Source organism: Pseudomonas fluorescens, from assembly GCF_002837185.1.
Lineage (GTDB): Bacteria > Pseudomonadota > Gammaproteobacteria > Pseudomonadales > Pseudomonadaceae > Aquipseudomonas > Aquipseudomonas fluorescens_AM.
Genome location: NZ_KZ478004.1, coordinates 26,552 through 46,957 on the forward strand (window position 1 = coordinate 26,552; position 20,406 = coordinate 46,957).

21 protein-coding genes and 1 pseudogene are annotated in these 20,406 nt (G+C 57.5%); 11 read left to right on the plus strand and 11 right to left on the minus strand.

What is annotated here, in order from left to right; all coding sequences use genetic code 11:
* Positions 1–4: 4 nt before the first annotated feature.
* Together rhmD and CIB54_RS18235 are read right to left on the minus strand one after the other, a co-directional pair.
* On the minus strand, positions 5–1,189 hold the full coding sequence (gene rhmD / locus CIB54_RS18230; protein ID WP_101220561.1) for an L-rhamnonate dehydratase: 1,185 nt from the start codon (positions 1,187–1,189) through the stop codon (positions 5–7).
* A gap of 16 nt (positions 1,190–1,205) precedes the next feature.
* Complete coding sequence (locus CIB54_RS18235) at positions 1,206–2,501, minus strand: MFS transporter (RefSeq protein ID WP_101220562.1); 1,296 nt, start codon at positions 2,499–2,501, stop codon at positions 1,206–1,208.
* A 116-nt stretch (positions 2,502–2,617) separates the two neighbouring features.
* Here CIB54_RS18235 and CIB54_RS18240 point away from each other — a divergent pair, with 116 nt between their 5' ends.
* The 3 genes from CIB54_RS18240 (at position 2,618) to CIB54_RS18250 (ending at position 5,208) form a co-directional block, all read left to right on the plus strand.
* Positions 2,618–3,574, plus strand: a complete 957-nt coding sequence (locus tag CIB54_RS18240; protein ID WP_101220563.1) for a LysR family transcriptional regulator — start codon at positions 2,618–2,620, stop codon at positions 3,572–3,574.
* Positions 3,575–3,931: 357 nt separating this feature from the next.
* The gene (locus tag CIB54_RS18245; protein ID WP_198557201.1) at positions 3,932–4,423 is read left to right on the plus strand and encodes a (R)-mandelonitrile lyase; all 492 of its coding nucleotides are present in this window, start codon (positions 3,932–3,934) and stop codon (positions 4,421–4,423) included.
* On the plus strand, positions 4,420–5,208 hold the full coding sequence (locus CIB54_RS18250; RefSeq protein WP_101220564.1) for a carboxymuconolactone decarboxylase family protein: 789 nt from the start codon (positions 4,420–4,422) through the stop codon (positions 5,206–5,208). The genes CIB54_RS18245 and CIB54_RS18250 overlap by 4 nt, the downstream gene beginning before the upstream one ends.
* 5 nt (positions 5,209–5,213) lie before the next feature.
* Here the strand turns inward: CIB54_RS18250 and CIB54_RS18255 are convergent, their stop codons facing one another.
* Genes CIB54_RS18255 through paoA form a run of 4 tightly spaced genes read right to left on the minus strand, consistent with a single transcriptional unit; the run spans position 5,214 to position 10,036 of the window.
* Positions 5,214–6,128 carry a LysR family transcriptional regulator gene (locus CIB54_RS18255; protein ID WP_101220565.1) on the minus strand — a complete coding sequence of 305 codons (915 nt, stop codon included), beginning with the start codon at positions 6,126–6,128 and terminating at the stop codon, positions 5,214–5,216.
* Positions 6,129–6,157: 29 nt separating this feature from the next.
* The gene (gene paoC / locus CIB54_RS18260) at positions 6,158–8,368 is read right to left on the minus strand and encodes an aldehyde oxidoreductase molybdenum-binding subunit PaoC (protein ID WP_101220566.1); all 2,211 of its coding nucleotides are present in this window, start codon (positions 8,366–8,368) and stop codon (positions 6,158–6,160) included.
* A gap of 52 nt (positions 8,369–8,420) precedes the next feature.
* Positions 8,421–9,371, minus strand: coding sequence for an FAD binding domain-containing protein (locus tag CIB54_RS18265; RefSeq protein ID WP_101220567.1), 951 nt, complete (start codon positions 9,369–9,371; stop codon positions 8,421–8,423).
* A complete protein-coding gene (gene paoA / locus CIB54_RS18270; protein ID WP_101220568.1) occupies positions 9,368–10,036 on the minus strand; it encodes an aldehyde dehydrogenase iron-sulfur subunit PaoA in 669 nt (222 codons plus the stop codon). Before paoA ends, CIB54_RS18265 begins: the two co-directional genes overlap by 4 nt.
* 548 nt (positions 10,037–10,584) lie before the next feature.
* On the opposite strand from paoA, the gene CIB54_RS18275 reads away from it, so the two are divergent.
* Together CIB54_RS18275 and CIB54_RS18280 are read left to right on the plus strand one after the other, a co-directional pair.
* The gene (locus CIB54_RS18275; RefSeq protein WP_010656575.1) at positions 10,585–11,010 is read left to right on the plus strand and encodes a VOC family protein; all 426 of its coding nucleotides are present in this window, start codon (positions 10,585–10,587) and stop codon (positions 11,008–11,010) included.
* Between the two features lie 115 nt (positions 11,011–11,125).
* Entirely contained in the window at positions 11,126–12,385 is a 1,260-nt protein-coding gene (locus CIB54_RS18280) for a cation:dicarboxylate symporter family transporter (RefSeq protein WP_101220569.1), read from the plus strand.
* Between the two features lie 152 nt (positions 12,386–12,537).
* Here the strand turns inward: CIB54_RS18280 and CIB54_RS18285 are convergent, their stop codons facing one another.
* Positions 12,538–12,861 carry a winged helix-turn-helix transcriptional regulator gene (locus CIB54_RS18285; protein ID WP_101220602.1) on the minus strand — a complete coding sequence of 108 codons (324 nt, stop codon included), beginning with the start codon at positions 12,859–12,861 and terminating at the stop codon, positions 12,538–12,540.
* Between CIB54_RS18285 and CIB54_RS27900 the strand changes: the two are divergent.
* From CIB54_RS27900 to CIB54_RS18300, 3 genes and pseudogenes are all read left to right on the plus strand, one after another.
* Positions 12,826–12,927 (plus strand): annotated as a pseudogene (locus tag CIB54_RS27900) (nuclear transport factor 2 family protein); the annotation flags it as partial. The gene CIB54_RS18285 and the pseudogene CIB54_RS27900 sit on opposite strands and share 36 nt — an antisense overlap.
* 68 nt (positions 12,928–12,995) lie before the next feature.
* Positions 12,996–14,015, plus strand: coding sequence for an alpha/beta hydrolase (locus tag CIB54_RS18295; RefSeq protein WP_101220570.1), 1,020 nt, complete (start codon positions 12,996–12,998; stop codon positions 14,013–14,015).
* Positions 14,016–14,226: 211 nt separating this feature from the next.
* A complete protein-coding gene (locus CIB54_RS18300; protein WP_232790573.1) occupies positions 14,227–14,685 on the plus strand; it encodes a nuclear transport factor 2 family protein in 459 nt (152 codons plus the stop codon).
* Between the two features lie 53 nt (positions 14,686–14,738).
* Here the strand turns inward: CIB54_RS18300 and CIB54_RS18305 are convergent, their stop codons facing one another.
* Positions 14,739–15,614 carry a LysR family transcriptional regulator gene (locus tag CIB54_RS18305; protein WP_101220571.1) on the minus strand — a complete coding sequence of 292 codons (876 nt, stop codon included), beginning with the start codon at positions 15,612–15,614 and terminating at the stop codon, positions 14,739–14,741.
* Positions 15,615–15,767: 153 nt separating this feature from the next.
* Between CIB54_RS18305 and CIB54_RS18310 the strand changes: the two genes are divergently transcribed.
* Positions 15,768–16,349 carry a TetR/AcrR family transcriptional regulator gene (locus CIB54_RS18310; protein WP_198557202.1) on the plus strand — a complete coding sequence of 194 codons (582 nt, stop codon included), beginning with the start codon at positions 15,768–15,770 and terminating at the stop codon, positions 16,347–16,349.
* A gap of 183 nt (positions 16,350–16,532) precedes the next feature.
* Here CIB54_RS18310 and CIB54_RS18320 read toward each other — a convergent pair whose 3' ends face one another.
* From CIB54_RS18320 to CIB54_RS18330, 3 genes are all read right to left on the minus strand, one after another.
* Positions 16,533–17,204 (minus strand): SDR family oxidoreductase, encoded by a 672-nt coding sequence (locus tag CIB54_RS18320; RefSeq protein ID WP_101220572.1) that lies wholly within the window; start codon positions 17,202–17,204, stop codon positions 16,533–16,535.
* A 257-nt stretch (positions 17,205–17,461) separates the two neighbouring features.
* Positions 17,462–18,100, minus strand: coding sequence for a TetR/AcrR family transcriptional regulator (locus tag CIB54_RS18325; RefSeq protein WP_101220573.1), 639 nt, complete (start codon positions 18,098–18,100; stop codon positions 17,462–17,464).
* A 109-nt stretch (positions 18,101–18,209) separates the two neighbouring features.
* Entirely contained in the window at positions 18,210–18,476 is a 267-nt protein-coding gene (locus CIB54_RS18330) for a LysR family transcriptional regulator (protein ID WP_232790572.1), read from the minus strand.
* A 176-nt stretch (positions 18,477–18,652) separates the two neighbouring features.
* Here CIB54_RS18330 and CIB54_RS18335 point away from each other — a divergent pair, with 176 nt between their 5' ends.
* Both CIB54_RS18335 and CIB54_RS18340 read left to right on the plus strand, forming a co-directional pair.
* Positions 18,653–19,234 (plus strand): TetR/AcrR family transcriptional regulator, encoded by a 582-nt coding sequence (locus tag CIB54_RS18335; protein ID WP_101220574.1) that lies wholly within the window; start codon positions 18,653–18,655, stop codon positions 19,232–19,234.
* 51 nt (positions 19,235–19,285) lie between these two features.
* The gene (locus CIB54_RS18340) at positions 19,286–20,389 is read left to right on the plus strand and encodes an alkene reductase (protein ID WP_101220575.1); all 1,104 of its coding nucleotides are present in this window, start codon (positions 19,286–19,288) and stop codon (positions 20,387–20,389) included.
* The last annotated feature ends 17 nt before the right edge of the window (positions 20,390–20,406 follow it).

Genomic DNA, 20,406 nt, shown 5'->3' on the forward strand with positions numbered 1-20,406 from the left:
CTCCTTAGCGGTTGTACGGACGGTGCAATTGGCAATCCGGGTTCAGGTCTACGCCGAAACCGGGCTTGTCGAGCACCGACAGGCGCATGCGGCCATTGACTGGCACTGGCTCGCCAAGCAGTTGCGGATGGAACATCGGCACCACTTCATCGGCCTTGGGCGCCATCATCAGAAATTCGGCGAACGGGCTGTTATGGCGGGTGGCAACAAAGTGGTAGCTGTACACCGACGAGCCGTGGGGCACGACCATTGCGTTATGGGCATCGGCCAGGGCGGAGATTTTCACCAGTTCGGTGAGGCCGCCGCACCAGCCGACATCGGGCTGGATAATGTCGCAGCAGCCCATTTCCAGAAGCATGCGGAAACCCCAGCGCGTGGCTTCATGCTCGCCAGTGGTCACCAGCATGCCTTTTGGCACGTTGTTGCGCAGGGCGGCGTAGCCCCAGTAATCGTCCGGGGATAGGGCTTCTTCGATCCACTTGAGCCCGTGTTCGTGGGCGCCGATGGCCAGTTTGGTGGCGTAGTTCACATCCAGGCTCATCCAGCAATCGAGCATCAACCAGAAATCAGGGCCGACCCGTTCACGCATGGTCGCCAGTGCTTCGAGGTTCTTGCGCAGGCCTTCCTCAGCCTCGCTGGGCCCGTGGTGCAAGGGCATCTTGCCGCCGATAAAGCCCATTTTCTGCGCCAGGTCGGGGCGCGCGCCGGTGGCGTAGAACTGCAACTCATCGCGTACCGCGCCGCCGAGCAGTTGGTGAACGGGCTCCTGGCGGATCTTACCGAGCAGGTCCCACAGGGCCAGGTCGACACCGGAAATGGTGTTGATCACCAGACCCTTGCGGCCGTAGAAAAGGGTGGACTGGTACATTTGGTCCCAGATCTTTTCGATATCGGTGATGCGCGCGCCTTCGATAAAGCGCGCCAGATGTTTTTCGACGATATACGCCGCGGGTTCACCCCCGGTGGTCACGGCGAAACCGACGGTGCCGTCGCTGGCTTCGATCTCCACCACCAGGGTGCCGAGCACGTTGATCCCGAAGCTACGACGGCTCTGGCGGTACTCGGGATATTTGCTCATGGGCGTGCAGATGTGATCGTCGATCCAGTGGCCGTCGCCCTGGTCGTGGTAATCGGCGCCGCCGCCTCGCACTACGAAGGCGCGTACGTGTTTGATGGTGAGATGACCCATGGTGTGACTCCTGGCGTTAAACAGTGGCCGGCGTGTTCGACGCGCTGCGGCCGGGTGAATGGATGCCCAGCACCAGCAATGCGGCCAGTACTGTGGTAGCGGACAGCAGGTACAAACCGGCCGCCGGGGAATGGAAGGCGCCTTCGGCCCAGTGCTTGATCACCGGGGCAATGAAGCCGCCGAGCGCACCGAAGGAATTGATCAGGGCAATGCCGGCGGCGGCGGCGCTGCCGGCCAGGTAGCTGGAAGGAAAGGTCCAGAACACCGGCTGCACCGCGATAAAGCCCGAGGCCGCAAAGCACAGCGCGAGCATGCCCAGCAGCGGGTTGGCGAAGGTCACCGAGCAGGCGATGCCGGCGGCCGCCATCAATAGGGTCAGGCAGGCGGTGCGGCGGCGCTCGCCGGTGCGGTCGGAATAACCGGGGATCCACCAGGCGGCGAACAGTGCGCAGACCCAGGGAATTGCCGAGACCAACCCAACCATCAAGCCGACCTTGGTGCCGAGCAGGCCGCCCACCTGAGTAGGCAGGTAAAACACCACGCCATATACGCTGGCCTGGATCAGCAGGTACACCAGGCACAGGTACAGCACCGAAGGTTGGCACAACACGGTCAGCAGGCTGCGGCCATGGGAGGTTTTGTGTTGGTCTTCGCGGTCGAGCAAGCTTTGGATTTGCTGGCGCTCGTCCACGCTCAGCCACTTGGCGTCGGCCGGGCGGTTGTCCAGATACCAATAGGCCCAGATGCCGACAGCGGTGGCCATCAAACCTTCGACGGCGAACAGCCATTGCCAGCCGTGAATCCCACCGAACCCGTCCATCTCCAACAGCAAACCGGACAACGGGCTGCCGAAGATGAATGCCAGTGGGGCGCCGAAGTAGAAGAAGCCCATGGCCTTGCCACGCACGGCTTGGGGGAACCAATAGGTGAGGTAGAGGATCACGCCGGGAAAGAAGCCGGCTTCGGCCACGCCTAGCAGGAAGCGCAACACATAGAAGCTGGTTTCGTTATGGGCGAACACCATCGCCGCCGAGATCAGGCCCCAACTGACCATGATGCGGCACATCCACAGGCGGGCGCCGACGCGGTGCAGGATCAGGTTGCTCGGCACTTCCAGCAGGGCGTAGCCGACGAAGAACACACCGGCGCCAAAGGCGAAGGCGGCATCGCTCAACCCGGTATCAGCCTGGAAGGCCTGTTTGGCAAACCCGACGTTGGCGCGGTCGAGAAACGCCATGATGTACATCAGCAGCAGAAAGGGCAGCAGCCGCCAGGATATCTTGGCGAGCAGGGGCGCAGGCAGGGTTTTCATAAGGGAGTCCGTCGTGTTGTTCTTATGGGCCGGACTGTACGGCGGCCGAGCAATGCGCTACAAATCGAATCTCGCTTAAAGGTGATAACCTCAGGGTATCGATTAAAAGGAAAAAAATGCGTAGTCCCGCGATCTCTCCCAGCCTGTTCAACCGCCTGCGCTACAAGCATTTGCATATGCTGGTGGCGCTGAGCTCCAGCCAGAACCTGCACCGCGCGTCCCAGGCCCTGAACATGTCGCAGCCCGCCGCCACGCGTATGCTGCACGAGATCGAGGACATGTTCGGCTGCGATCTGTTCGAGCGTTTGCCGCGAGGGATGCGTCCTACGGCGCTCGGTCAGCAACTGATCAACTTCGCCGAGTCGGCGCTGAGTGGTCTGGACCGCTGTGCCGAAGATTTAACGGCGCGTAAGCAGGGCGGTTATGGCTACCTGTCCATCGGTACCATCATGGGCGCCGCGCCGGATCTGGTGATGGACAGCATTGCGCAGATCAAGTCGCTCAATCCGCAACTGCGTATCCGCATCATGGGTGACACCAGCGACCAGGTGATTCAGTTGCTCGAACAGGGCCGTATCGATCTGGCGATCTCACGCCGCAACGCCGCCACCGACAACCAACACTACAGCTTTGAACCCTTGGGCAATGAGCGCCTGCTGGTAGTGGTACACGCCGGCCACCCGCTGGCCCAACGCGATCAGCTATCGCTGGCGGAACTGGTACATGCCTGGCCGTGGATTCTGCAACCGCAAACCAGCCCGGCGCGTATCAGCTTTGACCAGGCGCTGCAGGACCTGGCATTGCCCAGCCCTGCCGATATCATCGAATGCAGCTCGGTGTATTCGATGCAGCAACTGATCCAACTGACTGATGCGGTGATGGTGTTGTCGGAAAGCGCCCTGCGTGACTACCTGAAGATGGGACTGGTGGTGGCACTGCCGGTTGCGTTGGATGTGAGGCTGGCACCGTTTGGCTTGCTGATGCGCAAGGGCGACCCGGTGAGTCGGGAATTGGGGTTGTTTATCGACTTGTTGCGGCAGAAGGCAGCCACTCTGGACGCTGTCCCTGCGTAGGCGCGGGCTTGATCGCAAAGGTCGTTGACGCGGACGGCCTGAATACTCGCGTTGTTCTCAGTTTTCAGAAAAAACCACGCAGATAACACGAGGGCCGGGAACGCTTGAGTGCATCGGCCATCGCCCTCAGGACAATGGAGGGAGTATGGAAGTGGTCCCTGGGCGACCCCGCTAGAGCGGAAGGTCTCACACCTTCGCTCGCGCCAGCACGACGTTTGCGCATGCCCCCAGCGCTGAGCCCGCACCGGCCAATTGTTGAGGGCTGCTCATCGGTGCATAAACCAAACAGCCGGTAGTTGAACCTGGAGACATCCATTAGGTTGGTCGCAACCCTATTCATTGAGCAAGGAGCTACCGATGCGCCCGAGAGCAGCCAGGCCAGGAGTCGCCCTGTTGGCCACCATCGCATTTAACGCCTGCGCTGCTGATGCCCGTTCCGGGCACGCCATGACGATCGTGAGAAATGGTGAGCAGGCATCCGTCATCGGGCCGCCAACTCATTTCGTGGGGCCTGCACGAATTGACCCTCTCTTCGCCCCACGGGCACCGTCGAAAGTCTCGGCAGGGTATGTGACCTTTCAACCGGGTGCGCGATCGATGTGGCATACCCACCCGTTGGGACAAATGCTGGTGGTCACTGTGGGTACTGGATGGGTTCGACAAGAGGGCGCTGATAAACAGGTCATCAAGCCTGGAGACGTGATATGGACGCCGCCTGGCGTCAAGCATTGGCACGGCGCAACGAGCACGACCGGCGTGACTCACATAGCGATTCAAGAGACGCTTGACGGCAAAAATGTCGAGTGGCTTGAGCCAGTTACCGAAGCCCAGTACGGCGCTTCATTATGATTATTCGAACATTTGCAGCAGCAGGCTTAGCGCTGTGCTTGTCTGCATGCGCCACCCCCGAGGGGGCGCGGACTGAGGAAATTTCGCACATGTCAAATTCAGCCGATATACACGCCGCATCACCGGTAATGGCTCACAACGCTGACACATTACTGCTCGGTGAGGTCTGGAAGCGCCCAGAGTTGTCTCCCCGTGACCGCAGCCTGGCAACGGTCGCCGTCCTGGTTGCGCGAGGTCAGACAACTGAGCTGGCGGCATACCTGGATCTGGCGTTGAAGAACGGGGTGACGCCCTTGGAGTTGTCCGAAACTATCAACCATCTCGCGTTTTATTCGGGTTGGGGTAACGCCGCTGGAGCAGCGTCGATTGCCAAAGAGGTGTTCAGCAAACATGGCATAGCCTCTGACCAACTGGCGCCGGTGTCGCCTGAGCTATTGCCTATCGATCAGGCTGCCGAAGACACACGCGTTGCAGCTGTCGACAAATCTGTTGGCCCGGTTTCGCCAGGGTTAGTGAAATTCACCACCAGTGCGTTATTCAACGATCTCTGGCTGCGGCCGGGCCTTGCGCCCAGAGACCGTAGTCTGATTACTGTTACGACGTTAGTCGCAAACGGTCAGGTTGCGCAGATCGGTTACCACCTCAATCGTGCCATGGACAATGGCCTGACGCAGACCGAAGCTTCCGAGTTGCTTTCGCATCTAGCGTTCTATGCTGGCTGGCCTAACGCCTTCTCAGCCGTGCCGGTATTTAGCGATGTCTTCACCAAGCGCCAGGCGAGCTGAAATCGCTAGGGGAGTGGCCCCATGGGTTCGAGCTCGCGGATAAGGTCAATCAGTAGGCGAATGCCTACGGGAACCTGTCTGAAGCTTGAGTAATAGATGTGAAATCCTGGGTCATGGTGAGTCCAGTCCTCAAGGACTCGCCGCAGGGAGCCTTGCGCGATCTGTCGTTCGACGACTTTCGCAGGCACATACATCAAGCCGGCGCCGCGCATTGCCATCGCTACACCGACACGGGTCTCATCGATAGTGATGGCGCCCGGCGCGTCTATCTCCAGCTGTTGGTCCTTATTCGAGAATTGCCAGTGGTAGATTCGTGCATTCCCCAGGCGCACGCGTAAACAACGATGTTGGTACAGCTCTTCCGGATGTAGTGGGGTACCGAATCGCTCAAGGTAGTCAGGCGCGCCAACGACGGCCCATGCCACATCGGGAGAGAGTCGTTGAGCGATCATGTCTTCGGGCACCGTCCCGCCGAATCGAATCCCTGCATCATGGCCATCGCCGATAACGTCGACCATTCGGTTAGTCACGGTGAGGTCAACCTCGATGTCCGGATAGCGATCAATGAAAACCGGAAGAACGGGGCCGAGCAGCAGTTTTGCGCCATCGCTCAACACGTTCAGGCGGATACGCCCGGCGGGCTCATCGCGTAGCCGGTTCAGGGTCTCCAGCGCCTGCCCGATATCATTTACGGGAGTGCTGATGAGGCTTTGCAGCTCCTCGCCCGCCGCCGTGAGTGTCACGCTTCGGGTGGTGCGATTGAGCAGTCGAACACCAAGCCGTGTCTCCAGCCCTTTCATGGCATGGCTCAGTGCAGACGCGCTGATGCCCACGTCCAGACCTGCCTTTCTGAAGCTTTGATGCCGAGCGATGGCGAGGAAATAAACAATGTCTGCCAGGTTCGTGCGGCTCAGTTGCATTGATGACTCCGAAGCAAAAAGCGGTAAGGTCAGCCCACAGCGGGCAAGTGGTCTATCAACTTGTCGAGCGTAATGGGGTAATCACGAACCCTAATGCCAGTGGCGTTATAAACAGCGTTGGCAATCGCCGCTGCCGCTCCAGAAATACCGAGTTCGCCGACACCCTTGGCCTTCAGCGGAGTCGCATAGGCGTCAACTTCATCCAGGAAAATTACCTCCTGATGGGGGATGTCGGCATGCACCGGCACTTCGTAGCCAGCCAGATCGTGATTAACAAAATAGCCCAAACGATGATCTACAATCATTTCTTCCATCAGCGCTGCACCTGCGCCCATAGTCATTCCCCCGATGATCTGGCTGCGTGCCGTTTTGGGGTTGAGTATTCTGCCTGCTGCGCACACTGCCAGCTGGCGGCGAATGCGAATTTCTCCTGTGGCCGCGTTTACACCAACCTCTACGAAGTGAGCGCCAAAGGTTTGTTGGGCATACTGCTTGGCCAAGTCGCCAAACTCCATGACGTCTTCGGCCTGCAAGTCGCCGTCTATTGTCGCTTGCGCCAATGGTAGGTTGTTCGACCCTTCACGGACGTGGCCATCGATAAATTCGGTTTTTGTCGGATCGAGGCCCAATGTGGTTGCGACGGCTTCTCTGAGTTTCACACAAGCAGCATAGACGCCCGCCGTGGAGGAGGCTGCGCCCCATTGGCCGCCTGAACCCGATGATTCCGGAAATCTTGAGTCGCCCAGGTAGACGTTTACCTTGTCCATGTCCACGCCCATCATTTCCGCAGCCGTTTGAGCAATGATGGTGTAAGAGCCAGTGCCAATATCAGTCATGTCGGTTTCGACGGTGACCATGCCCTTGCGATCAAGCCGTACGCGAGCAGCAGACTTCGTCGTGGGTGCGCCTCGAATCGCGGACGCCATCCCCAACCCGATCCACCAACCGTCATGCAGTTCTTTAGCCGGTTGGGTACTACGCCGAGCCCAGCCAAAATGATCGGCTCCCGTATTCAGGCATTCGACTAACTGGCGCTGAGAGAACCGGCGATCAGGCTGCTCCGGGTCTACCTGAGTGTCGTTGATGACGCGAAACTTCACAGGATCCATCGCCAGTTTCTCAGCCATTTCGTCCATGGCAATTTCCAGTGCCATCATGCCTGGAGCTTCACCGGGCGCGCGCATGGCGCTACCTTCAGCAAGGTCGAGTTCGGCGAGATACAAACGTGTCATGCGGTTTGCGCCCGCATACAACGTACGGGTCGATGCGGTGGCCGCTTCAGTGCGACCACCGCGCAGATTGCCAGACCAGCTCTCGTGGCCGACGGCAGTGAGTGTGCCGTCCGGATTTGCACCGAGCCGGATTCTTTGAATCGTCGCGGGTCTATGGGTCAGATTGTTAAACATAAGCGGGCGGGGGAGTGCTACTTTCACCGGGCGCCCGGCCGCTCTAGCGGCAAGAGACGCCAATACGGCGTCGCACAGGATGGTGCCTTTTCCACCAAAGCCGCCGCCGATGTAGGGCGAGATCAGGTGAATGTTGTCTTTGGAGATGCCAAGCGTTTTAGCCAGGTCTCTGACACCCCAGTTCATCTGCTGAATGGATGTCCATAGCGTCAGTTTGTTTCCCTGCCACTGAGCGATGGTGGCGTGGGGTTCCATCATCGCGTGGGCATGATCCGGGGTTGTGTAATGGCCGTCGAGGGTGACCGCTGCCTGCTTGAACGCGCCTTCGAAATCCCCGGTTGCGGTGTGTGGAGGAGGGCCAAAGGCACCCGGCGCGGGTGTCGTGGCTGACGCTCGCTGCGCTGCCAAGTCGTAGGCGCCAGGCTCTCTTACGTAGTAGACCCGAAGCAAAGCCGAAGCGGCCCTGGCTTGTTCAAACGTGTGCGCGACCACGATTGCTACGGCCTGGTGATAGTGATCGATCTTTGGGCCGGCAAGTGCGCGATCAACGTAAAATTCGCCCCTGTCCAGTTGACCCGCATTCTCATAGGTGACGATTGTAATCACGCCGCTGGCTTGGCGTGCTTCGCTCGAATCAATTGAGGAAATTCGGCCTTTGCCGATTGCTGAACCGACGACATAGCCGTAGGCGGTGGGACTGACAGCGGCCTGTTGTTCGTAAGCATAGGTCGCCGTGCCGGTTGTTTTCAGTTTGCCTTCAACTCGATCTTTGGGTTGACCAATCACCTTCATTTGATCGATGGGATTGGTGCTCGCAGGCGTATCAAACTTCATGAGGCTTACTCCTGATCAGTCGACCGCAGCCGTGCAATGTCGGTGATGTCGCTTAGGAAGATGCGGTGGAAAGCGCAAGGCCAATTGTCCGTTCCGCCAGTTTGATCTTGAAGGCGTTCTGCGCAGTAGGATTGGCGCCAGCCAGCAACTGCCTGGCTACGGCTTTCGCGCCGTCAGGCAGATAAGCTTCGGCCTCTTCACTTCGCCAAGGCTTGTACGCCACGCCCCCCAGGGCGAGTTGCCCCGTCCGGTCTGGCAGTACGATCGCCGCGACAGAAACCAGCGCGAACGCGTAGGAGGCGCGGTCACGAACCTTGTAGTAGATATGCTCGCCCCCTAAAGGTTTAGGCAGCGTCACGGCAGTAATCAGTTCGCCGTTGTTCAGGATGTTCTCGATATGTGGGGTGGTCCCCGGTGCGCTGTAAAGGTCGGCGAGATCAATTGTTCTGACCTGGCCGTCCGAGTTGAGTGTTTCGACCCTTGCGCCCAATGCTCGCATCGCCACAGCCATGTCACTGGGATGGCTGGCAATGCAGGCATCGCTGACCCCGACGATCGCTTGTTGCCGACTGGCGCCACCGATTGCAGAGCAGCCGGCACCCGGACGCCGCTTATTGCAAGGCTGATGGGTATCGTAAAAGTAGGCGCACCGGGTGCGTTGCAATAGATTGCCTGCCGTTGTGGCTTTGTTGCGCAATTGTCCTGACGCTCCCGCTAGCAGCGCCTTGGATAGTACGGCGTAGTCTCGACGCACCTGAGGCGCAGCAGCCAAGTCAGTGTTACGCACCATGGCGCCGATCCTTAGTCCGCCGTCCTCGGTCGGGGTGATTTCATCGAGCGCCAGGCCGTTTACATCGATCAGGTGCTGGGGGATTTCTATTTCCAGTTTCATCAAGTCGAGCAAATTGGTGCCGCCGGCGATGAATCGGGCACCCGGGTTATTGGCCGCGGCGTTAACCGCATGCGGCAAAGAGGTGGCCCGTTCGTAAGTAAAGGATTTCATGCCTCACCTCCGGCTATCTCGTGAATGGCATCGACGATGTTGGAGTACGCCCCGCAACGGCAGATATTGCCACTCATGCGCTCGCGGATTTCGGCGGCTGTGACGGTGCTCCTGGCGATCAAATCGCCGCTGACGTGGCTGGGTATTCCAGCCTTTATTTCTTCAAGCATCGCGACTGCTGAGCAAATCTGCCCAGGCGTGCAGTAACCGCATTGGTAGCCGTCGTGCTTGATGAATGCCGCTTGCAGAGGGTGCAGGTTGTCCGGCGTACCGAGCCCTTCAATGGTGGTAATGCTGTCCCCTTCGTGCATGACCGCAAGCGTGAGGCATGAGTTTATTCGTCGCCCTTCTACGATTACCGTACAGGCACCGCATTGGCCGTGGTCACAGCCCTTCTTGGTGCCGGTTAAATGCAGCCTTTCTCGAAGGACGTCCAGAAGCGTGCTGCGGTTATCGACATCCACGGCAACTCGCCGCCCGTTGAGGGTAAACGTCACATGACTGCCAGGCGGGCTCTGCGCTGCTGATTTCGTGTTGGCAGTCGCTTGGGCATCATCGACCTTTGCTAATACGGCCGTGACTGCAGTACCTGCGGTACCTATCAGCACTTGTCGTCGGGAGAGTTCTATTCCAGCTCCCGTTGCGGTGGGGGTTCTAGTGTTCATCAACGTCTCCATTCGCAGTAGGTGTGGCTGAAGCCGGTGCTCAGTGTGGGAGCCTATGGCACTAGGTTGCAGCTGATAACTGGCGTTTTCAGAATGAATCCGTGAGCAGCGCTCAGTAATCCAGGCCTCGGCCCGGAGTGGGCAGGAACCCGGTGTGCGGGCTATAGCGGACTTCTCGGGTTTGCCTCTCTGCATCTATCCAGAAATTGGCTCGCGAGATGCTCATGCTCTGCGCGATGTTGCAATACGCGGTTGCCAGGGGGGGGGCGATCCGCGTGTCCATCGGAGGTTGGGGCGTAATGCCAGGCGCCTAGGGTTGCGGCGAAGAAAGGGGTGTTTGTCGATCAAATTTCCCATGCGATTCAGGCGGGCTGGGAGCAATAAAAAGAGATTGCCGATTAACAAAATAAAATTGTGCTTTTGAAAAATTTATATTGATTTTTTTTAAGTTGGTTCGGCTTTAGCATAAATCCACCTTCAAAAAGCCGTCGGGCAGCGATCACGGTGTCCGCCACCACAAACCAATAAAAATTGTTATCGGAGTCCTGATGAGTCTTTCTCCTTTCCACCTCGCAATCCCTGTGTATGACCTGGCCGCTACGCGCACCTTTTACGGTGAGGTATTCGGCCTTGCCGAAGGCCGCTCTAGCGAGCAGTGGGTCGATTTCGATTTCTACGGCCACCAGTTGGTCATCCATGAACACCCGAAGACTGCCTCTCAGGAAAGCGTGCACAGCAATCCGGTCGACGGCCACGACGTACCGGTTCCGCACTTCGGCATCATTCTGGAATGGGCTCAGTGGGAAGCGCTGGCCGAGCGTCTGAAATCCTTCGGTACCAAGTTTGTAATCGAACCCTACATTCGTTTTAAAGGTCAGGTCGGCGAGCAAGCCACCATGTTTCTGTTCGACCCGTGCGGCAATGCGCTGGAGTTCAAGGCGTTCAAGGATATGAGCCAGCTGTTCGCTAAATAATAAAAAAACCTGGCGCACGTTAAAGCGTGCGCCCAGGAAATTTAAATGAGCTGGAAGCTCATGAATCTAGCTACTGCGCTTACGCAGTCCTTTCATTCCAACAAAAAGGCTAGACATGAAACGTATCCCCTTAGTTTGGCAAATCGTTGCCGGGCTGTTGCTTGGCGTGCTCGTGGGTTGGTATTTCAATACCCACCCGGAAAATCAGGTGTGGGTCAGTAGCGAAATCCTCAAACCGCTCGGTGATATCTTCATCAAGATGATGACGATGGTGGTCGTGCCGATTGTTTTCTGCTGCATGATCCTCGGCATTGCCGGGGGCGGTGATAACAAATCGTTTGGGCGTATGGGCGCAAAGTCATTGATCTACTTCTTTGCAATCACCAGCCTCGCCATCGTGCTTGGCTTGTGCTTCGCCAACCTGTTCGAGCCGGGTAGGGGCACTGAAATCGCCGGCATTGCGCACAACGCTGCAGCCGTGCACATGGAGCCGTCGAAAGGTGCGCTGATCATTCTGCAAAACATCGTGCCCGATAACGTGATTGTCGCGATGTCGGAAGCGAAGTTGCTGTCGGTGCTGTTCTTTGCCGTGTTGCTGGGCATGGCGTTGAACACCTTGCCTAACGAGAAGAGTGCACCGGTTGTTGCGGTGGTGCAGGGCTTCTCCGACGCCATGTTCAAGGTGGTGTCGTTTGTCATGGCCTACGCACCGATCGGTGTATTCGGCATGATCGGCGCCACGGTGGCGACCTTCGGATTTGCCTCGTTGCTGCCGTTGCTCAAGTTGATCGGCGTGGTGTATCTGGCGCTGATTACCTTTGCCCTGGTGATACTCGGCGGCATTTGCTACTTGATCGGTGAAAACGTCTTCAAGTTGATCAAGTACTTGCGCAATGAGCTGATTCTGGCCTTCTCCAGTGCTGCCTCTGCGGCCGTCATGCCACAGTTGATGACCAAGCTGGAAGCCTATGGCGTGCCTCGACGCATCGTCAGTTTCGTGGTGCCGGTGGGTTATGCGTTCAACTTGGACGGTGCTTCGATCTTCCTCGGTGTGGCGACGATCTTCATTGCCCAACTCTATGGCATCGATCTGTCGTTGACTCAGCAAATTCTGCTGGTGGTCACGATGGTGCTGACGTCCAAGGGCGCTGCGGGTGTGCCTGGGTTTGCCATCATCATCCTGTCGGCCACCTTGGCGTCTGCCGGACTGCCGCTGGAAGGGGTCGCGTTGATTGCCGGGATCTTCCGGATCATCGACAGCGGCACCACTACCTTGAACGTGCAGGGTAACGCAATTGCACCTCTGGTCATCGCCAAGTGGGAGAAAGCGCCCCTGGAGCGAAAAGGGTCTGTAGGGGTCGAGCAGAACGTTTAATCAGTGACACACAAGAGCCTTCCACGTTAACCGCGTTAAAGGCTCTTTCCATGGCTGGTCAATCACTAAACGTTGTGCGTGTTTATGCCTTTAAGTCTGAAGCTAGGCGAGTTATTCAAGTGGATTGGCATCGATTTCAGCGCGTCTGAAAGTCAGGATTGCCTCCTCATGCCCGCGCCCCATTCGCGCATCGCACGGACCAACGGAGCAAGCGTGTTGCCTAATTCTGTGAGCGAATATTCCACCTTGGGCGGGACCTCACGATAGATTTCGCGATGGATAACCCGGTCAGTCTCCAGCTCTCTGAGTTGCAAGGTGAGCATCCGCTGCGTCACATCGGGAATTAGCCGGCGCAACTCGTTGAAGCGCTTTGTTCCGGACATCAGGTGGAACAGGATGAGCGATTTCCACTTCCCACCGATGACATCAACGGTAAAGGCGACGGGGCAGGCATTTCCTTTACCGACTTTTTTCATCTGTTGAAAGTCGATGGCAAGTGGACGGTCGTCAGCAAGATTTATCACACCCATGTCGCGCCTTGAGCCTCTGTCGTCCTTGAGTCTGCGGTAGTTGAGGCTGCCCAGTACTCAGACATACAAATGGAAACGTCATGAAAACCCTTACCTCTGCTCTCGCCCTTACCGTCGTGTCCCTTGCGCCGGGTGCTGCTTCTGCCACCGGCTACCCGGGGGTTGAGCACAACACGGCGAAACTGTTGCAATCGCTTGAAGGTGGCCAGACGCTCGACTCCATGACGCCGGTCGATGCCCGTGCCGCGCTGGCAGGTGCCCAGGCTGCCCCCCAAGTGGCCTTGCCGGCAGCTGATGTCAGCGAGAAGACGATACGCGTCAACGGCAGCGATCTGACGTTGACCATCGTGCGTCCCGTCGGTAGCCAACAGAAGACCCTGCCCGCGTTCATGTATTTCCACGGCGGCGGCTGGGTGTTGGGCGACTTCCCGACCCACGAACGACTGGTGCGTGACCTGGTGGCAGGCTCGGGTGCGGTGGCGGTCTTCGTCAACTACAGCCTCTCGCCAGAGGCGGCATACGGCGTCGCCACCGAGCAAGCCTATGCCGCGACAAAATGGGTGGCCGAACATGGCAAAGAGATCAATGTAGACGGCACGCGCCTGGCCGTAGCTGGCAACAGCGCAGGTGGGAACATTGCCGCCGTGGTTGCGTTGATGGCCAACAAGAAGGGTGCACCCGCACTGCGTTCGCAAGTGTTGCTGTGCCCAGTGACAGATGCCAACTTCGAGACGCCGTCGTACAAGGAGTTTGCCAACGGCTATTTCCTGACGAAGAACATGATGGTGTGGTTCTGGGACAATTACACACGCGACGCCGAGGCACGTAAGCAGATTTACGCTTCACCGCTGCAGGCCACGAGCGAGCAATTGAAAGGCTTGCCGCCGACGCTGATCCAGACTGCAGAATTCGATGTCCTGCGTGATGAAGCTGAAACTTACGGCCGCAAGCTCGACGCTGCGGGTGTACCTGTGAAGACGGTTCGCTACAACGGCATGATTCACGATTTCGGTCTGTCGAACGCGTTCAGCCATCTGCCGACGCCGCGCAGCGCAATTGCGCAGGCTTCTCAGGAACTCAAGACCCGCCTGAGCAAGTAACTTCAAAAACAAAGCGCCCGCAAGTCACGTTGAAACTGCGGGCTGCGTTAGTGCAAACACAGGGTCATCTCATTGCGCGGCTGCCTGCGCACAGCAGATTCCATGAGCGTCTGCCGGGTTTTTGTGGTTGAGCATATTTCAATAATTACACTCCTTGTGAAGAGCGACTAAAATGAAAATCATATCTTTTAAGCAGTTGTTTTTTGTGGGCTTGATTTCGAGCGTTGGCGCGCTGGCTCACGCAGACAACTCACCGAGCAATCCGCCAGTAATCAGTAGTCAAACAGTCAGCAAAGCTACTTATGTAGAAGACTATCAGGCTATCACCAAGGTGCTTAATACATATATTGAGGGTTGCAAGCAGGCCAAGAGCAGTATCATGAAACCCGCTTTCAATGAACAGGCGACAATGTACAGCGTCGGCACCGGTGGCAAGCTGGAAGGCGGTGCGATTCCAATTCTGTTCGAGGGCGTTGATAAGGGGTTTCGCCCATCTCCGGATGCGCAAGCTGCTATTACGCGTATTGAAATCGTCGGTAATGCCGCGAGTGCTCGCATTGACGCCAACGGCATGTCCGGCCTCTCTTTTACCGACTTCTTCCATCTGCTGAAAGTAGAAGGCAAGTGGACGGTTGTTAGCAAGATTTTCCAAACGCATGCAGCGCCTTGATTGCTGTTTACTCCGTTGGGCATGTGCTCCAATATTCCAACGATGTCTGGCGTCTAATGCTTCTTCACGGCCTGTTCAATAATCAGCTGAGCCAGTAATTTTACTGGCTCGGTAAGGCTGCGGCGTGCACGATGAACCAGCCCGATGTCGCGATGGAATGTACGTTGTTTCAGGTCGATCGCGCGCACTTCAGCAGGCCACTCCTCAGGAGTGGCCGTTTCCGGTACCAGGGCCATACCGACGCCATTCGCAACCAGTTTGATGATCGCATCCAGCTCATCGAGTTCGCAGACTTCATGCAATGAAAAATGGGTTTGACGCAAGAACCTATCAACCTGGCGCCCGCCAAAAGATGAACGGTCATAGCGGATAAAGGGTTGGCTCGATACCAATTCCGCCCAATCGTCTCCCGGCATATCGGCGGGGACGATCAGCCGGTAAGGTTCTCGCGCCAAGGTTGTCCAGCGCAGGTCACTGTGAAGCGAGAAGGGCGGGCGAATGATCGCGGCCATATCGATTTCGCCTGAATCGACTTGGTTCACCAACTCCATCGACAAGCCGGGGAGCACTCGCGTCCTGCATTGCGCAGAGCGTTGATGAAATTCAGCCAGGGCTTCTGGCAGGAAGGAGCGCTGAACCGAGGCAATCGCTCCCAGGGTGACCAAAACGCTCGCGGGAAGACCCACCGATGTCGAGCCCAGATCTTTAAATTGGCGTACCAGTTCCTGACCCTGCGCCAAAACCTGGTGACCCATTCGATTGAGCTGAGCCGAGCGTCCCTTACGGTCGAACAGCTGTACCCCTAGCTCCGCCTCAAGGCGTTGCATCTGGGCACTGACGGCGGCTTGGGTGAGGCCGATCGTGCTGCCGGCAGCCGCAAACGTGCCTTCTCTCGCCACCGCGATAAGTGTTTTCAGTTCTTTGATCATGCTCAAATAATAATTATGTTTTGCTTCGAAATATATTTATATTTTTGTTGCTGAAGCGCTGCGCAAAATGGCTTCCTATACAGGTGAACAAAGGGCAGGCGTTCTGACGGGCGCCTGACGCTGGATCATTTTTTTGCTAGCATGCGCCGCATTATGAAGAAACCCGCCCATGACATGCGCCAGCACATCATCGATGTTGCGAGGTCGCTTATGACCCAAAGAGGCTACACCGCCGTCGGCCTCACCGAGTTGCTCGCGGCCGCGGGCGTACCTAAAGGCTCGTTCTATCACTACTTTCGTTCCAAGGACGAGTTCGGACAAGCGCTGCTCGAAGAGTACTTTGAAGAGTACCTCGGGCGGGTCGATGTGCAATTGGCCAGCGAGGGCTCCGGTGCTGAACGTCTGCTGAGCTATCTAAGCTATTGGGCCGAGACGCAGGCGTTTGATCACACGGATCAAAAATGCCTGGTGGTCAAATTGGGTGCGGAAGTGTGTGACCTGTCCGAAAACATGCGCGGTGTGCTTGAAAAAGGGACTGCCCTGATCATTGAGCGGATGGTTCGTTGTGCTGAGCAGGGTAAAGCGGATGGCTCAATTGACGCGTCCGTCGACTCGGCAACACTGGCGCAAGCGCTCTACCAGATGTGGTTGGGCGCCTCGTTGCTGGTCAAGGTCAATAGAACACGCGAGCCGTTTGACGCGGCGCTTGAAATGAGTCGACGCTTGTTGGCCTAGTGTCCGGCTTCGTCACGCTGCTCGACGTCACCACGGCGATGAGTTTCGGATGCACCGCCAACACTTTGCGCGTCGGCGTGTAGACCACGCCGATGCGCGGATCTGACAGTGCCAACGCCAATACAGGGCGACCACCCCATCCGCTTGCGCCAACCAATAGCAGCGTTACTGTCTTCAGCTCATTCATGCCTGAGGGCAATGCCGGACAAAATGCTCGATAGCCTCAGCGACCGGCGTGGCGCCTTGGGTCAGTTCGATAATGACGCGATTCACTCCCGGCTTTTCAATGATCTGCAACAAAACTGCCGCTACGTCTTCACGCGGCACGTCACCATAGGGGATGGCCAGGCCGGCGTGGACAGTGCCAGTGCCCGCCGAGTCCAGCAGCGTGCCCGGGCGCAGGATGACCCAGTCAAGGTCGGTTGCGGCCAGGTGCACGTCGGCGCGTTTCTTCACGGCCATGTAGTTTTCGAAGGTCTCGGAAACCGTTTTGCCACGTGATGCCTCCGGAAACGCGGAGACCAGGATAAAGCGCCGGATACCCGCCCGTTGAGCCGCGGCGACAGACAGTTCCAACCCGTGACCATCAATAGCATCGGTCATTTGTGCGCCGCCTTTGCCGCCTGCACCGGCCGCGAATACGACTGTGTCGCTGCCCGTCATGAGCTTGGCCAGCGCTTGCGCATCGAGTTCAAGCAAGTTACCGGCGACGGGGGTGGCGCCCAGTGCTTTGAGCTCTTCGGCTTGTTGCGCATGGCGAAACAGCGAGCGTGGCTGATGACCTCGTTTGGCCAGTTGTTGGGCGAGACTGCGGGCGACTTTACCCGAACCACCGACGATAAAAACTGAGTTCATAGTCACTCCAGATCAGGCGATGTTCTATAAATGGCCCGCTCAAGCGAACCTGCAAACGTCATTGACGATGCATGCAGGTCTTTATTCTATATTGATCACTACATAAATTGTCAAGCGCGCTGGCAGCGTCTGCCTCTGGCCACTTCTGTGCAATGCGAGCGGCGAAATAGGCTAAAACCGAAGAGCCATTAACAAATATAATTGTTTTAACGTATTCAAATATATTGTTTTAGTTGCTTCGCGGGGGGCGTTAGCATTCACGCACTGTCAACGAGTGAAGGGGTCAGCATCGCGACGGCTGTTGCGCCGATGCCTTGCAGATCCTCTCGGCTCGCAGCGTCATGCGCTTGCAGGGACATGCCTTCGAGCAAGGTATTGAGGGCCGCGGCGAGCAGCCGGGTGTCGGTTTGCGGTTTGAGCTGACCTTGTTCCACCGCGCGATCCAGGCGCTGCTGTAAGTAGTCACGGCCCTCTTGGCGTAAAGCCTTGAGGGTGGCGGTGACTTCACCGGCATCGTCGGAGACATTGACTGCCGCGAGCACGACCATGCAGCCACAGGGGGCCTCGGGTTCGGTCAGGATCGAGGCTGAAGTGTGGAAGAAGTCGCTGATGGCGCGCACGATGTCCGGCTCGGTGTCCATGCGCTCCCACGTGGCATCCCAGAACGTCGCTTCGTAATAGGTAACCGCTTCCAGAAACAACTTGGCCTTGTTGCCGAACGCCGCATACAGGCTGGGAGGGCTGATGCTCATGGCTGAACACAATTCCGCCACCGAGGCGGGCTCGTAGCCACGCTTCCAAAACACTGCCAGCGCCTGCAGCAGAGCCTGGTCGCGATCGAACGCGCGCGGGCGTCCTTTTGCGCGTGGAACAGCGATTGGGGTGGAGTTGGTCATTGAGTGCAGCACCTTGGGGCGTATCGCCAGACGAGCATGCCTGGAGGAAAGTTCTGCTCCAATGATACACAAAATGAGATTTTCGGTTGCACAGCGTCATTTTGAGCTTTCAGGTTGACCGTGACGCGTGGCCAAGGGCCGGTACGTTGTATCGCTCAAGCACATGACCCATACCGCTCAATAGCGGTATCACATGCTTTGCAATGTCATCAGCGACTGCGGTGGGCACCCTCTCTGCGTTTCGGCGAAAAAACAGTGGGTCCTGAAAAATCAGCCTGAGCTTGGAGAGGCTGTTGCTGACCGCGGGCTGTCCGATGTTCAAGCGCTCAGATGCCCTGGTGACACTTTTTTCCTGATAAAGCGCAGCAAAGATCACCAGGCAATTGAGGTTGAATTGCGCAAGGCGCTCGGTATTGAACGTTGACGTGGGGGGGAGGGGTGTTCATGAGCTTGACCCTGTCATTTGTCTTCGTTCGCCGTTGGTCGTAGAAGGTGAAGCTATTCTAAAATTTACTAGACGACCGGTCTATTGTTAATTAGAGTGGCTGCATTATGAAGAAGCATCATTCTGAAACTCGCCAACACATCCTGGACGTCGCCAGGACGTTGATGACGCACAAAGGCTACACCAGCGTAGGGTTAGCCGAGGTGGTAGCGGCTGCAAGCGTGCCTAAAGGTTCGTTCTACCACTACTTCAAATCCAAGGAAGAATTTGGTCAGGCATTGCTTGAACAGTATTTTTCCGACTACCTCGCAACGGTCGACACGCTGTTGATGGGCTCTGCACCCGCCGCGCAAAGGTTGCTGAGTTACTTCCAGTATTGGGCGCAAACCCAGTGCTCTGATTTGCCGACCGACAAGTGCCTGGTCGTTAAATTGGGCGCCGAGGTGTGTGATCTCTCGGAGGGCATGCGCCGGGTGCTCGACCAAGGTACTCAGGCCATCCACGCGAAGCTTGAGCGTTGTATCGAGCAGGGGCTTGTCGATGGATCGATCACGTCCGCAGTACCAAGCGCGTCGCTTGCGCAATCGCTCTACCAGGTTTGGCTCGGTGCCTCCCTGATGATGAAGATTGGCAAGCGCGATGCAGCCTTTGAAACCTCCCTGGCATTAGCAAAGCGACTGTTGTCGTAGCTATTTTTTTTTCAACTTACTAGACGACCGGTCTATTTAAATGAGGTCATCATGACAGATAACGCTCGCCGTACTGATTTATTCACCCCCATCAACCTGGGCGCGATGAAACTCGCCAACCGTATTTTGATGGCACCTGTAACCCGTAGCCGCTACGCCGAAGATGGCATCCCCAACGAGCTGCACGCCGAGTATTACGCACAACGCGCCACGGCGGGCTTGATCGTCGCCGAGGCCACCAATATTTCCGCGCAAGGTCGCGGTTACGCGTCCACCCCCGGCATCTGGAGCGAGGAGCAGGTTGCGGGCTGGAAGAAAGTCACGAACGCCGTGCATGCCGCCGGCGGCAAGATCGTCAGCCAGCTGTGGCATGTGGGACGCTTCTCCAGTGTCGAGCTGCAACCTGACGGTGCCGCTCCGGTCGCACCTTCTGCCATCAAGGCTGAAGGTGACACCTACACCACCAAAGGCTTCGTCCCGGTGTCGATGCCACGAGCGCTTGAAACCGATGAGATCCCGGGGATCATCGAGCAGTACAAACGTGCTGCCGAGAATGCCAAACGTGCTGGTTTTGATGGTGTAGAGGTTCACTCGGCCAACAGCTACCTGCTGGACCAGTTCCTTCGCGATTCGACCAACCATCGCACCGACCAGTACGGCGGCTCTATCGAAAATCGTGCGCGCCTTACCCTGGAAGTGACCCAAGCAATCGTCAAGATCTGGGGCAACGACCGCGTTGGCATCCGCTTGTCGCCGGTGACGCCTGACGCCGGCAACACGCCGCCTGACAGCAACGTGATGGCGATGTATGGCTACCTGATCCAGCAACTGAATGCATTTGACCTGGCGTACCTGCACTTCGTTGAAGGCGCGACCGCCACCTCGCGTGACGTGCCGGAAGGCGTGGACATGGACGCACTGAGCGCGCAGTTCAACGGGCCCTTCATCGGCAACAACAACTACGACCTGGAGATGGCTATTGAGCGCCGCGCCCAAGGCAAGATCGACGCCGTGGCGTTTGGCCGCCTGTTTATCTCCAACCCAGACCTGGTTGAGCGCTTGCGTCGTGGGGCCGAACTGACCATCGCACCGCGCGAGTCGTATTACGGCGGCGGCGCGAAGGGCTACACCGACTGGCCCGTCGGCAACTACTGATCCCCATATATCCGCGA

Coding starts and splice junctions, on each gene's coding strand:
- rhmD (WP_101220561.1), bottom strand. CDS start 1,189: ATGGGTCATCTCACCATCAAACACGTACGCGCCTTCGTAGTGCGAGGC.
- CIB54_RS18235 (WP_101220562.1), bottom strand. CDS start 2,501: ATGAAAACCCTGCCTGCGCCCCTGCTCGCCAAGATATCCTGGCGGCTG.
- CIB54_RS18240 (WP_101220563.1), top strand. CDS start 2,618: ATGCGTAGTCCCGCGATCTCTCCCAGCCTGTTCAACCGCCTGCGCTAC.
- CIB54_RS18245 (WP_198557201.1), top strand. CDS start 3,932: ATGCGCCCGAGAGCAGCCAGGCCAGGAGTCGCCCTGTTGGCCACCATC.
- CIB54_RS18250 (WP_101220564.1), top strand. CDS start 4,420: ATGATTATTCGAACATTTGCAGCAGCAGGCTTAGCGCTGTGCTTGTCT.
- CIB54_RS18255 (WP_101220565.1), bottom strand. CDS start 6,128: ATGCAACTGAGCCGCACGAACCTGGCAGACATTGTTTATTTCCTCGCC.
- paoC (WP_101220566.1), bottom strand. CDS start 8,368: ATGAAGTTTGATACGCCTGCGAGCACCAATCCCATCGATCAAATGAAG.
- CIB54_RS18265 (WP_101220567.1), bottom strand. CDS start 9,371: ATGAAATCCTTTACTTACGAACGGGCCACCTCTTTGCCGCATGCGGTT.
- paoA (WP_101220568.1), bottom strand. CDS start 10,036: ATGAACACTAGAACCCCCACCGCAACGGGAGCTGGAATAGAACTCTCC.
- CIB54_RS18275 (WP_010656575.1), top strand. CDS start 10,585: ATGAGTCTTTCTCCTTTCCACCTCGCAATCCCTGTGTATGACCTGGCC.
- CIB54_RS18280 (WP_101220569.1), top strand. CDS start 11,126: ATGAAACGTATCCCCTTAGTTTGGCAAATCGTTGCCGGGCTGTTGCTT.
- CIB54_RS18285 (WP_101220602.1), bottom strand. CDS start 12,861: ATGAAAAAAGTCGGTAAAGGAAATGCCTGCCCCGTCGCCTTTACCGTT.
- CIB54_RS18295 (WP_101220570.1), top strand. CDS start 12,996: ATGAAAACCCTTACCTCTGCTCTCGCCCTTACCGTCGTGTCCCTTGCG.
- CIB54_RS18305 (WP_101220571.1), bottom strand. CDS start 15,614: ATGATCAAAGAACTGAAAACACTTATCGCGGTGGCGAGAGAAGGCACG.
- CIB54_RS18310 (WP_198557202.1), top strand. CDS start 15,768: ATGAAGAAACCCGCCCATGACATGCGCCAGCACATCATCGATGTTGCG.
- CIB54_RS18320 (WP_101220572.1), bottom strand. CDS start 17,204: ATGAACTCAGTTTTTATCGTCGGTGGTTCGGGTAAAGTCGCCCGCAGT.
- CIB54_RS18325 (WP_101220573.1), bottom strand. CDS start 18,100: ATGACCAACTCCACCCCAATCGCTGTTCCACGCGCAAAAGGACGCCCG.
- CIB54_RS18335 (WP_101220574.1), top strand. CDS start 18,653: ATGAAGAAGCATCATTCTGAAACTCGCCAACACATCCTGGACGTCGCC.
- CIB54_RS18340 (WP_101220575.1), top strand. CDS start 19,286: ATGACAGATAACGCTCGCCGTACTGATTTATTCACCCCCATCAACCTG.